Annotated in this window: 10 protein-coding genes; 9 read left to right on the top strand and 1 reads right to left on the bottom strand. The window is 70.7% G+C overall.

The features are described 5' to 3' along the window. Window positions 1–75 precede the first annotated feature (75 nt). The 3 genes from ACFXOO_RS00555 (at window position 76) to ACFXOO_RS00545 (ending at window position 3691) form a co-directional block, all read left to right on the top strand. A complete protein-coding gene (locus ACFXOO_RS00555; protein ID WP_378843550.1) occupies window positions 76–1071 on the top strand; it encodes a diacylglycerol/lipid kinase family protein in 996 nt (331 codons plus the stop codon). Window positions 1072–1137: 66 nt separating this feature from the next. Further along, complete coding sequence (locus ACFXOO_RS00550) at window positions 1138–2544, top strand: cryptochrome/photolyase family protein (RefSeq protein WP_394562448.1); 1407 nt, start codon at window positions 1138–1140, stop codon at window positions 2542–2544. Between the two features lie 88 nt (window positions 2545–2632). Further along, window positions 2633–3691 carry an LLM class flavin-dependent oxidoreductase gene (locus ACFXOO_RS00545; protein WP_394562447.1) on the top strand — a complete coding sequence of 353 codons (1059 nt, stop codon included), beginning with the start codon at window positions 2633–2635 and terminating at the stop codon, window positions 3689–3691. 14 nt (window positions 3692–3705) lie between these two features. Here the strand turns inward: ACFXOO_RS00545 and pheA are convergent, their stop codons facing one another. Continuing rightward, entirely contained in the window at window positions 3706–4674 is a 969-nt protein-coding gene (pheA, locus tag ACFXOO_RS00540) for a prephenate dehydratase (protein ID WP_378843544.1), read from the bottom strand. A gap of 231 nt (window positions 4675–4905) precedes the next feature. Between pheA and pgm the strand changes: the two genes are divergently transcribed. The 6 genes from pgm (at window position 4906) to ACFXOO_RS00510 (ending at window position 12755) form a co-directional block, all read left to right on the top strand. Then, a complete protein-coding gene (gene pgm / locus ACFXOO_RS00535) occupies window positions 4906–6549 on the top strand; it encodes a phosphoglucomutase (alpha-D-glucose-1,6-bisphosphate-dependent) (protein ID WP_378853314.1) in 1644 nt (547 codons plus the stop codon). 318 nt (window positions 6550–6867) lie between these two features. Then, on the top strand, window positions 6868–7860 hold the full coding sequence (locus ACFXOO_RS00530; RefSeq protein ID WP_378853312.1) for an NADP-dependent oxidoreductase: 993 nt from the start codon (window positions 6868–6870) through the stop codon (window positions 7858–7860). 145 nt (window positions 7861–8005) lie between these two features. Then, window positions 8006–9049 carry a LacI family DNA-binding transcriptional regulator gene (locus ACFXOO_RS00525; RefSeq protein WP_394562446.1) on the top strand — a complete coding sequence of 348 codons (1044 nt, stop codon included), beginning with the start codon at window positions 8006–8008 and terminating at the stop codon, window positions 9047–9049. Between the two features lie 141 nt (window positions 9050–9190). Beyond that, a complete protein-coding gene (locus ACFXOO_RS00520; RefSeq protein ID WP_378853307.1) occupies window positions 9191–10960 on the top strand; it encodes an ABC transporter ATP-binding protein in 1770 nt (589 codons plus the stop codon). Between the two features lie 47 nt (window positions 10961–11007). Next, window positions 11008–11922, top strand: coding sequence for a PmoA family protein (locus ACFXOO_RS00515; RefSeq protein WP_394562445.1), 915 nt, complete (start codon window positions 11008–11010; stop codon window positions 11920–11922). Next, window positions 11919–12755 (top strand): cupin domain-containing protein, encoded by an 837-nt coding sequence (locus ACFXOO_RS00510; protein ID WP_378843531.1) that lies wholly within the window; start codon window positions 11919–11921, stop codon window positions 12753–12755. The genes ACFXOO_RS00515 and ACFXOO_RS00510 overlap by 4 nt, the downstream gene beginning before the upstream one ends. The last annotated feature ends 19 nt before the right edge of the window (window positions 12756–12774 follow it).

Here is a 12774-nt window from a genome sequence, read left to right as displayed (position 1 = left end):
GTGCAAGTCTATCCAGCGGTGGAGCGGCGGCTTCGGAGCGCGATATCGCCGGATCGTGCCGGATAGTGTGGCCCCATGACCGAGACCGACGCCCGTCAGCGCGCCGCCCTCGTCTACAACCCGATCAAGGTCGACCCCGAGAGCCTGCGCGAGATCGTCACCCGTCAGTCCGCAGAGGCCGGGTGGGCGGAGCCCCTCTTCTTCGAGACCCGCGTCGAGGATCTCGGCGACGGCGTGACGCGCGAGGCGCTGGCCGCCGGTGCCGACGCCGTGCTGGTGGCCGGTGGCGACGGCACCGTCCGCGCGGTGGCGCAGGCGATGAACGATTCGGGCGTGCCCCTGACGATCGTGCCCAGCGGCACCGGAAATCTCCTGGCCCGCAACCTCTCGCTCCCCCTGTCCGTGCCCGAGACCATGGTGCGCGCCGCCTTCGACGGCGACCGGCTGGCGATGGATGTCGGCATCGCCTCGCTCCGCCGCACCGACGGGTCGACCGACCAGTACGCCTTCGTCGTGATGGGCGGTATGGGACTGGACGCCTCGATGATCGCGCACACCAGCGGTGACCTGAAGAAGCGCGTCGGATGGGTCGCGTACGTCGACGGCGCCGCCCGCTCACTCGTCAAGGCGAAGCCGTACCGGATGATGTACCAGCTCGACGGGCACCGACTGCACTCGTCCAAAGTGCAGAGCATCATGTTCGCCAATTGCGGCAGGCTGCCGGCGGGACTCGACCTCATTCCCGAGGCGTCCGTCACCGACGGCGAGCTCGACATCGTCATCTTCCAGCCGAAGAACGCCCTGGGATGGCTCCTGGTCTGGCGGCGCGTCGCGTGGGACAACTCGTTCCTCCGCCGCTTCCGCGCCGGGCGCCGGGTGCTGGCACTGCGCACGAAGGACAACGCCGTCGTCTACGCGCGCGGCACCGGCATCGAAGTGGCCGCGGGCACACCGCAGCCCGTGCAGCTCGACGGGGACGAGTTCGGCGAGGCGGTCCGGGTGTGGTGCCGAGTGGATGCCGGCGGCCTGATCGTCGCGCTCCCGCGCGGCCACTCCGTCTCGGCGCTCTGAGGACCCCGCGGCGCGGGATCGTGTCAAGCCCGCCCGAGCCGGCCCCGAAGCGGGAAGAATGAGCGGATGCCCCGCCCTTCACTCGTCTGGTTCCGCGAAGACCTCCGACTGGCCGACAACCCGGCCCTGCGCGCCGCCATCGACCGCGACGAACCGGTGATCGCGCTGTACGTCCTGGACGAGGAGTCCGAAGGCATCCGACCGCTCGGAGGCGCGATGAAGTGGTGGCTGCATCACAGCCTCGCGTCGCTCCGCGATCGCATCCAGGAGCGCGGCGGGGTGCTGGTGCTCCGGCGCGGGCCCGCTGCCGACGTCGTGGCCGAGGTCGTGGCCGAGGTCGACGCCGGAGCCGTCTACTGGAACCGCCGCTACGGCGGTGCCGAGCGCGAGATCGACACGGCGCTCAAGACCGCCCTCCGCGGCAGCGGCGACGACGGCGAGGGCGATGGCGGGGGCGTCGAAGTGGCGTCGTTCGCGGCATCCGTCCTCTTCGAACCGTGGACCGTGCAGACCGGCTCGGGCAGCTCGTATTCGGTGTTCACGCCCTTCTGGCGCGCGTGCCTGGGGATGCCGGCTCCCCGCGCACCCCTACCCGAACCCCGGCAGCTGCGGGGCCCGGCCACCGCGCCCGCATCGGACGAGCTCGACGACTGGGGGCTCCTGCCCACGAAGCCGGACTGGGCCGGCGGGCTGCGCGACGCGTGGGAGCCGGGAGAGCCGGCGGCACGGGCGCGCCTCCGCGAATTCCTCGACGACGACCTCGGCGACTACGACCGTGCGCGCGACGAGCCCGCGGCCGGCGTCACCTCGAACCTCTCGCCGCGCTTGCGCTGGGGCGAGCTCTCGCCGCACACCGTCTGGCACGAGACCGTGTCGGCAAAGGCCACCGGTACACGCGCGGCGGCCGCGCAGCGGTTCCTCTCCGAGATCGGGTGGCGCGAATTCGCGACCCACGTGCTCTTCCACCACCCCGACCTCGCGACCGTCAACCTGAGGCCGGAGTTCGACTCGTTCCCGTGGCCCGAGCTCGACACCGCCCACCTCGAGGCGTGGCAGCAGGGCAGGACCGGCGTACCGCTCGTCGATGCGGGCATGCGCGAGCTCTGGAAGAGCGGCGCGATGCACAACCGGGTGCGCATGGTGACGGCATCCTTCCTCATCAAGAATCTGCTGATCGACTGGCGCCTCGGCGAACAGTGGTTCTGGGACTGCCTGGTCGACGGAGACGGCGCCTCGAACCCGTTCAACTGGCAGTGGGTCGCCGGCTCGGGTGCCGACGCGGCGCCGTACTTCCGCGTGTTCAACCCCGAACTGCAGGCGCAGAAGTTCGACAAGCACAGCGAGTACATCGGGCGCTGGGCTCCGGAGTACACCGATCCGGATGCCTCGACCCCCGAGCCGATCGTCGATCTCAAGGCCTCGCGCGCCGCGGCGCTGGAGGCCTACGAGAAGGTCAAGAGGACGTCGCGCTGACACCCGGCTCGAGGTGACCGCGACCCCGCACGAGGTGTGGACGCGTCGGACGGAATAGAGCGGGTGCCGCGCGCCTTGTGTTGTGGTGATGTCTACGATCGCCGCTCCCGCCCTGTCCGTCCTCGACCTGGTCCCGGTGCACACCGGGCAGACGACCGCGCAGGCGGTCGCGGCCTCCCTCGACCTCGCCGGGCACGCGGACCGCCTCGGGTTCCGCCGCTACTGGTTCGCCGAGCACCACAACATGCCCGCCGTCGCCTCGACCACCCCTCCGGTGCTCATCGCCGCCGCCGCGTCTCGCACCTCCCGGATCCGGGTCGGCTCCGGCGGCGTCATGCTGCCCAACCACGCGCCGCTCGTCGTGGCGGAGCAGTTCGCCGCGCTCGAGGCGATCGCACCCGGACGCATCGACCTCGGCCTCGGTCGCGCACCCGGCAGCGACCCGGTGATCACGCAGCTGCTGCGCATGTCGGGCACCTCCAGCGACGTGGAGCGGTTCCCGCAGCACGTGCGCGACATCCGCTCGCTCATGTCGGCCGAGGGAGCGACCGTGCAGTTCTCGTCCGGCGGCACCTACGACGTGCACGCCACGCCCGCGGCCGCCGGCACCCCCGAGGTCTGGCTGCTGGGATCGAGCGACTACTCGGCGCAGCTCGCCGCGTCGCTCGGCCTGCCCTATGTGTTCGCGAACCACTTCTCGGGCGAGGGCCTCGAGCGCGCACTCGACGTGTATCGCTCGGGCTTCCAGCCGAGCGAGACCCTCGATGCACCGCGCACCTTCCTCACCGTCAACGTCGTCGCGGCGCCGACGGCCGAAGAGGCCGAGGAGCGCTCGCTCCCCAACCAGCGGATGATGGCTCGCCTGCGCACGAACCGGCCGCTCGTGGCCATGGAGAGCGTCGAGCAGTCGCGTGCCGCTGGCGACTTCGACACGATGGCGCAGTCGGTGATGGCATCCGCGCGCTCGAAGTGGTTCGTCGGAACGGGGGAGACCGTCGCCGCCGAGCTGTCGGCGTTCGCCGCCCGCTGGGACGTCGACGAGGTCATGCTGTCACCGATCGCCGGCGGCTACGACGGAGAGCCGGTGGATGCCGCGCCCGGCCGCATCCAGACCCTCGAGCTGGTCTCGGCGGCACTGGCCGCCTGACGCCACCGGCCGGGCTACGCCTCGGGCTCGCCGCTCACGAGACCGCGCAGCCACTCGCGCGCCTCGACGAACACATCGTCCGAGTACCGGTCGGGGTAGCGCACGAGGGCGCGATCGGCCCGCGGGTACGAACCGAGGAAGATCACCCGGGGGCTGAAGCGGCGGAGTCCGAGGAGCGCGTCCGCCATCCGCTCGTCGCTGACGTGGCCGTCCGCGTCGATCACGAACCGGTACCGCCCGAGCGCATCGCCGATCGGCCGTGACGCGAGCAGCGACAGGTTGATGCCGCGCGTCGCGAACTGCTCGAGCATCTCCAGGAGGGCGCCGGGATGATCCTCGGGCAGCTCGACGATCAGCGAGGTCTTGTCGGCGCCGGTCGGCGGCTGCGGCGCGGAGGTGCGGCTCACCAGGACGAACCTCGTGACGGCGTTCGGGTTGTCGCCGATGTGCTCGGCCAGCAGTTCGAGGTCGTAGTGCTCGAGGATTCCGGGGGGCGCGATCGCGGCATCCGCATTGCTCGTGCCGTCGACCAGACCGACGGCGCTGGCCACATTGCTCGCCGCGGGCAGGTGCGCGTGCGCCGGGAGCGTCCGCGTGAGCCACTGCAGGCACTGGCCGTAGGCGACCGGGTGCGCGGCGACGAGCGACACGTCCTCGAGCCGCACACCGGGCTGGGCCACCAGGACGAAGTTCACCGGCACGAGGTATTCGCCGACGATCCGCAGGCCCGGGATCGTCGCGAGGGCGTCCTGGGCGGTCGACACCCCGCCGTCGACGGAGTTCTCGATCGCGATCATCGCGGCGTCGGAGCGGCCGTCGATGACATCGGCGAGCGCTTCGCCCACGTTGCGGACCGGACGCCACGTCTGGTCGCGCGCCTCGGGCACCTGGGCGAGGGCGGCTTCCGTGAAGGTTCCGGCCGGCCCCAGGTAGCTGTACGTGCGGCGGACGCGGGGATGCACACCGGCGGGGTCGGACGTCACGATCGCCAGCCTAGCCGCGCGGGTGAGGTACCCCGCCCATGAGGTGCCCAGCTTCTGCACCGCGGGGCAGGAGTGGTGCTGGCGCCTCCCCGGTGTGGACTCCGGCACCACGCTGCAGAACGACGGGACGCAAGAGTGGCACGACGATGAGGAGGGGCGGTCGCGGGCTGGGAGAGCGCGCCGCGCGATCAAACATGGGCGCGACGCCGCCGCCGGTGCAAGGATGAACCCATGAGCCGCGCAGGACAGCAAGCCGAAGCATCCGATCTGATCGACATCGACGAACTCATCGCCGCCTATTACGACAGGAAGCCGGATGCCTCCATCCCGGCGCAGCGCGTCGCCTTCGGCACGAGCGGGCACCGGGGGTCGTCGCTGTCGACCAGCTTTAACGAAGACCACATCCTGGCCACGACGCAGGCCATCATCGACTACCGCATCGGTCAGGGCATAAGTGGCCCGCTGTTCCTCGGCCGCGACACCCACGGACTGTCGCTGCCGGCGGAGCGCAGCGCGATCGAGGTGCTCGTGGCCAACGGCATCGACGTCCGCGTCGACTCCCGCGACGCGTGGGTGCCGACCCCGGCCCTCAGCCACGCGATCCTCGCCTACAACAAGGGCCGCGCGCTCGATGACCCGGGCCGGTCGGACGGCATCGTCGTCACGCCGTCACACAACCCGCCGCGCGACGGCGGCTTCAAATACAACCCGCCGCACGGCGGGCCCGCCGACACCGACGCCACCTCGTGGATCGCCGATCGTGCGAACGAACTCATCGTCGCGGGACTCGACGGCGTCAAGCGCACCCCGTTCGCCGACATCGACGCCGACACGCTGGGCACCTACGACTTCCGCGACGGCTACGTCCGCGACCTGTCGAACATCATCGACATCGACGCGATCCGCACGGCGGGCGTCCGGATCGGGGCCGATCCCCTGGGCGGAGCATCCGTGGAGTACTGGGCGCTGATCGGCGAGCACTACGACCTCAACCTGACCGTCGTGAACCCCGACGTCGACCCGACGTGGCGCTTCATGACCCTCGACTGGGACGAGAAGATCCGGATGGATCCTTCGTCGCCCAACGCGATGGCCTCGCTCGTCGCCAAGCGCGGCGACTACGACCTCCTCACAGGCAACGACGCCGACGCCGACCGGCATGGGATCGTCACACCCGACGCCGGGCTGATGAACCCGAACCACTATCTCGCCGTCGCGATCGACTATCTGTTCTCGCATCGACCGGATTGGCCGACGGATGCCGCGGTCGGCAAGACCCTCGTGTCGTCGATGATCATCGACCGGGTCGCCGAATCGCTCGGCCGGACGCTGCTGGAGGTGCCGGTCGGCTTCAAGTGGTTCGTGCCGGGGCTGCTGGACGGCTCGGTGGCATTCGGCGGCGAGGAATCGGCGGGCGCGTCGTTCCTGCGTTTCGACGGCAGTGTGTGGACCACCGACAAGGACGGCATCCTGCTCGCGCTGCTCGCGGCCGAGATCCTCGCGGTGACGGGCAAGACGCCGTCGCAGCGCTACGCCGAGCTCGAGGGCGAGTATGGGGCATCCGTCTATCAGCGCGTCGACGCCCCCGCGACGCCCGCGCAGAAGGCCGCGCTCGCGAAGCTCTCGCCCGACGCGGTGACGGCGACCGAGCTGGCGGGTGAGCCGATCACGGCCAAGCTCTCGCACGCCCCCGGCAACGGCGCCGCGATCGGCGGCCTGAAGGTGCAGACCGAGCACGCGTGGTTCGCCGCGCGCCCCTCGGGCACGGAGGACGTCTACAAGCTCTACGCGGAGTCGCTGCGCGGGGCCGATCACCTGCACGAGGTGCAGGAGGAGGCCCGCGCCGTCGTGACCGAGGCGCTCGGCGACGCCTGAGGGCCGGCCGCGGGCCCGCCCCGGGCCGTCCCTCTCGGCGGCGCGCGGTCCCGGCCCGGTCCCGGTCGTGTCGCGGCCCGGTCCGGCGCGAACGGTCGCGACACGCCGTACCGGCCCCGACGCGCGCCGGCGCAACGGCGAGTCGTGACCGTTCGCGACACGCGCGCCGGCGCCAGCGTCCCTGCGGCCGGTATCGCCCGCGGGACGAAAAACCTCTCGGAACCGACCCTCGGGGGCCGGATCCTGCGCCAGGCTGAGAATGCGTCGCCTCCGTGCCGTTCGCGACGCGAGTGATCCGCGCGTTCGAGGAGGAGAAGCATGGCGAAGAAGCAGATGCAGACCGGAACCTTCGAGTACGAGGAGTTCGGCGACGCCGACGTCCTCCACAAGCGAATGCATCCCGTGGCCAGCCCCGGCGCGGGCGAGGTGTGCGTCGAAGTCATCTCGACGGGCATCAACCACATGGAGGTCTTCCTCCGCAACGGCAACGAAGCCTCGTGGGTCGACGATCCGTGGCCGCGAGGATCGGGCAGCGACTTCGCCGGCATCGTCACCGCGACCGGCGCGGGAGTGACCGGCTTCCCCCGAGGCGCCGAGGTGATCGGCCACGTGCGCACCGGCGCGCACGCCACACACGTCCTCGTGCCGTCGACCTCTCTCGTGCTCAAGCCGCGCAATGTCAGCTGGGAGGTCGCCGGTGGGCTGTACCTCGCGGGCGCGACGGCTCTCGAGACCCTGGACGATCTCCGCATCGGCGCCGCTGACACCCTGGTCGTCTCGGCCGCCGCGGGCGCGGTCGGGAGCATCGAGGTGCAACTGGCGAAGCATCGCGGCGCGAAGGTCATCGGGACGTGCGGCGAGCGCAACTTCGACTACCTCCGCCAGCTCGGCATCACCCCGGTCAAGTACGGCGAGGGGATGCCGGAGCGCATATCGCGCGCGGCGCAGGGGCCGGTGACGGCGTTCATCGACAATTTCGGCAAAGACGGCAGGGACATCGCCGATGCGCTGGGGGTCCCCGAGACCCGCTATCGCTCCAGCGCCGATCGGCGTGACGTCGAGCTGAAGCTGCTGCAGGACGATCCCGAATCGGTCGCCCACGGCAGCGATCTGCTCGCGCGGCTGGCGGACCTGGCCGACCGGCGTGCGTTCACGCTCCTCATCTCGGGGCTCTACGACCTGGATGACATCGTGGAGGCGTACGAGGACCTTGCCCGCCTCCATTCGCGCGGCAAGATCGTGCTCGGCACCCGACTCGCGGCCCCGTACCGCACGCAGAAGGCGCGCGACGTGCACGACGCCATGGCCTGAAGCGCCGGAGCCGCCGGGTCGGCCGCGTCCCGCGCGTCGCGCGGGGCGTCGACGTGCGCCGGAGGTGAGCGCTTACCATGATCGAGCGGGCCGCCTCGGCACCGTGACGGCGATGACGCATCGCCGCCGATCGCGGGGAGACGCAGTGAAGCGAGTGGGCATCCGGGACGTCGCCGAGCGTGCCGGCGTCTCGATCAGCACGGTCTCGAACGCGCTGAACCACCCGCACACGGTGAGCGCTCCTCTCGTCGAACGGGTGCGGCGCGTCGCCGACGAGCTCGGATACCTGCCGCTGCAGGCTGCACAGCAGCTGCGCGCGGGTCGCAACGGACTGCTCGGCATGACCGTCATCAACATCGCCAACCCCTTCTTCGCGGCGCTCGTGAGCGGGGCCGAGGAGGCTGCGGCCGCCGCGGGCTACCGCATCCTCGTCGGAAACAGCGACGACGACGTCGTCAAGGAGCGCGGCCACCTCGAGCTGTTCGAGCGCGTGCAGGTCGAGGGTGTGATCGTCTCGCCGTTCGGTGACGCCGGACCGTCGATCCGTCGGCTGCAGGCCCGCGGCATCCCCGTCGTCCTCGCCGACGCGAAGGACGATGACGCGCAGTTGCCGTCGGTGTCGTTCGACGACGTCGCCGGCGGGCGCCTCGCCGCCGAGCACCTGCTCGCCAACGGTCGCCGACGTATCGCCTTCGTGGGTGCGCGTGAAGAGGTCCGACAGGTGCGTGAACGTCTGCAGGGTGCGCGCGAAGCCGTCGCCGAGCACACCGACGCCCGGCTGGAGGTGGTGATCTCCACCCGCACGACAGCGGCGCTCGGCCAGGCGTTCGGTGCCGACATCGCGGCCGCGCCCCGCGCCGAGTGGCCCGATGCGATCCTCGCGACCAACGACCACCTCGCGTGCGGGATCGTGTCGGGTCTTGTGGGAGCCGGCGTGCGGGTCCCCGAGGACATCGCGGTCATCGGCTACGACGACATCGAGTTCGCATCGGTCGCCGCGGTGCCCCTGACCTCGGTGCGACAGCCCGCGCGCGAAATGGGTCGGCGCGCGGCCGAGCTGCTCGTCGAGCACATCGCGGGCTCGCGCGAGCACCGCGCCCTCGTCTTCCAGCCTGAGCTCGTCGTGCGCGCGTCGACGAAGACGACATCGACGGCGGCCGCGACGACGACGGGGGCGGCGGCCGGCTGAGGGATCGCCCCGTCCGAACCCGGACGGATCACGGCCGAGGGGTGCCGTCGAGGCGTGCCCGGGACTAGCATGGGATCACCTGAGAAAGCGCTTACCCATCAGCGCTCGTCGCGCTTCGCCTGACGCTTCACCGAGAAAGCAATGACGCACCGAACCCATCACGCCACCTCCGCCCTCATCGACGGAGACCATCCGACACGATCGGTGCTGCGTCTGCTGCTGCGTCGCCCCGGACGGATGACCGTCGCCGTGATCGCCTTCGCGATCAAGGAGATCCCGATGTGGTTCCTGCCGGTCATCACCGCGTCGATCATCGATATCGTCGCCGATCGCGGGGAAGTCATGTCGGTGCTGTGGTGGTTCGCACTGGCGGTGGTGCTGCTCCTGCAGAACTATCCGAATCACATCATCTACACCCGCAACTTCATGACCGTCGTCCGCGACACCGGCGCTGATCTGCGCAACGCCCTCGCCGCGCGGCTTCAGAGCCTGTCCATCGGCTACCACACCCGCATGAGCTCGTCGATCGTGCAGACCAAGGTGGTGCGCGACGTCGAGAACGTCGAGCTGATGCTGCAGCAGGTCACGCATCCGCTCCTCTCGGCCACCATGGTCATGATCGGCGCCCTCACGATGACGGCGATCACCGTTCCGCAATTCCTCCCCGTCTACGCCCTCACGGTCCCCATCGCGATCGGCATCCGCATGGGCATGCGCAACAGGTCGCGCACGCGCAATGAGGTGTTCCGTCGCGAGGTCGAGGTCTTCGCCGCGCGCGTCGGCGAGATGGCCTCGCTCATCCCCGTCACGCGTGCGCACGGTCTCGAGGAGACCGCGGTCACCCGCGTGACGAACGGCGCCGACGGGGTCAAGCGCGCGGGACTGCATCTCGACATGCTCAACGGGCACGTCGCGTCCATCTCCTGGGTCGCGATGCAGCTGCTGGGAGCCGGATGCCTCGTCCTGGCCGCCGTCTTCTCGTTGACCGGCATCCTGCCGATCAGTCCCGGCGAAGTGGTGCTGCTGTCGACCTACTTCGCCCTGCTGACGCAGGGGCTCACCCAGCTGCTCATGCTCATCCCCGTCGGCGCACGTGGCCTCGAGTCGGTGCGATCGATCGCCGAAGTGCTGCAGGAGCCCGACCTCGAGCAGAACGAGGGCAAGCGCACCGTCGATGCCGTCACCGGCCGAGTGGTGCTCCAGGGTGTGAGCCATCGCTACCCCGGTGCCGACACCGACGCGATCCACGACCTCGATCTCGACATCCGCGAGGGAGAGACCGTCGCTTTCGTCGGATCGTCGGGATCGGGCAAGTCGACGCTGCTGAACCTCGTGCTGGGGTTCGTGCGCCCCGGACGGGGGCGGATCCTGCTCGACGGCGTCGACACGCAGTCCCTCGACATGCGGACGGCCCGGCGGTTCGTTTCCGTCGTCCCCCAGGAGTCGGTGCTCTTCGAGGGCTCGATCCGGGAGAACATCGCCTACGGACTCCCCCAGCTGCCGGACGAACGCATCCGCGCGGCGCTCCGCGACGCCAACGCGCTCGAGTTCGTCGACTCGCTGCCCGAGGGGTGGAACACCGTGGTCGGCGAGCGCGGTGCACGCCTCTCGGGCGGGCAGCGCCAGCGGCTCGCGATCGCCCGCGCCCTCGTCCGCGACCCACGGATCCTGCTGCTGGACGAAGCCACCAGCGCGCTGGACCCCGAGTCGGAGGAGCTCGTGAAAGAAGCCCTCGGGCGGCTGATGCGGGGGCGGACGACCCTCGTCGTGGCGCACCGGCTCTCCACGATCCGTCAGGCCGATCGCATCATCGTGCTGGAGCACGGTCGTATCGTCGAAGAGGGTTCGCACGACGATCTGCTGGCGCGCGACGGCCGCTACGCCCATCTGCATGCGACGCAGGCGGGCTGACGCCACGACATGACGCATCGCACCCGATGCGCGGAGAAAGGACTCCCATGACCTTCGAACCCGATCGTTTCACCCTCGAGATCACCCCGGACGAGGTGCTCCTCAGGGGTGGCGACGTGCAGCTCGGGCGCTATGTCCCGTCGCCGGACGCGCCCGCGAGCGAGGCTCCCAAACCGTACTGGCATCCGCTGCGTGCCCTCGACGGCGGACTTCTCACCGGCTACCGGCCGTGGGATCACCGCTGGCACAAGGGCCTGCAGATGACGTGGACGCACGTGTCGGGTCAGAACTTCTGGGGCGGCCCCACCTTCGTCGACGGCGAGGGGTACGTCATGCAGGACAACGTCGGCAGCATGCGTCACGACGGCTTCCACGACGTCGTGACCGAGGGCGCGGACGTGTCGTTCACCGAGCACCTCACCTGGATCACGGCGGGCGGCGAGCGGTGGGTCGATGAGACCCGCACGCATCGCATGCACTCCCTCGACCGTGCACGCGGGTCGTGGACGATGGACTTCTCCACGACGATCCGGAACACCCGCGGCCAGGACCTGCGGCTGGGCAGCCCCACCACGGCGGGCCGGCCGGCCGCGGGCTACACGGGACTCTTTCTGCGGATGCCGCGTTCCTGGACCGGCGGCGAAGTCACCGCGCCGGGCACCACCGACGCGGACACCGTGATGGGCAGTGCGGCCGCGTGGGTCGCCTTCTCCGGTCAGCACGACGACGTGGACGGCGGAGCGACCGTTCTGGCGTTCGCCGGCACATCCACCGGCAGCCCCGCGATCGCGTGGTTCGTGCGAAGCGAGCCCTTCCCGGTGCTGGCCCCGTCCGGTTCGTTCCACGAGGAGGTCGTGCTCGCGGACGGCGACGAGCTCGCACTCACCCATCGCCACGTGTTCCTCGACCGCCGCTGGGATCGAGACGAGATCGCCGCGCTCGCAGACGAGCTCGCACCGTGACCATCCTGCCGACCGTGCCCCTCTTCCCGGGCGGCGTCGCTGTCAGCGACCTCGCCGTCTACGACTGGGAGGCGGTGGACGGCCGCTGCGGCGGGTCCCCGCACCTGCACACCGTCTCGAGCGAGGGCTACGTCGTGCGGAGCGGGTCGGGAGCCGTGCACACGATCACCCCCGCAGGCATCCGCGTCGATCGCCTGCATCCCGGAGTCGTGCTGTGGTTCTCCCCCGGCACCGTGCACCGCCTCGTCAACGACGGCGATCTCCGCCTGCTCGTCGTGATGCAGAACGCGGGCCTCCCGGAGGCGGGCGATGCAGTGCTCACCTTCCCGTCCGCGGTGCTCGACGATCCCGACGCCTACGCCCGAGCCGCCGCACTGCCCGCCGACGGCGAGGACGATGCCCGCGGGACGGCCGCCCGCCGTCGTCGCGACCTCGCGATGGAGGGCTACCTCGAGCTGCACGCCGCCACCCTCGAGCACGGCTCCGCGCCCCTCGCCGAGCTGCACGCGCGGGCCGCCCGCCTCGTCCAGTCCCGCACCGCGGAGTGGCGGTCGCTGTGGGAGAGCACGGTCGCCGCCGAGACCGATCGCACGCGCCGCCAGCTCGACGCCCTGTCGCAGGGCCTGCCGGGCACGCTCGGAGACGCCGCCGTCGCGCATGCCGAGCAGTCCGTCGGCGAGCGCGGCTTCGGAATGTGCGGACGGCTCCGCACCTGGAACCACCCCGAAGCAGCCCACCCCGGCACGGCACACGACGGCACGAGCCACCAAGACCCGACGGGCGACGACCCCGCGCGTCAAGACCCGGCGCGGTCGACGCCGACGCCGTCGTGATGACCACCCTTCCGCCCCA

Origin of the sequence: Microbacterium sp. P03 (assembly GCF_043556235.1) — a bacterium.
Classification (GTDB): domain Bacteria; phylum Actinomycetota; class Actinomycetes; order Actinomycetales; family Microbacteriaceae; genus Microbacterium.
The sequence above is the reverse complement of the archived record's forward strand: the minus strand, read 5'-3'. Positions and strand labels throughout refer to the sequence as shown.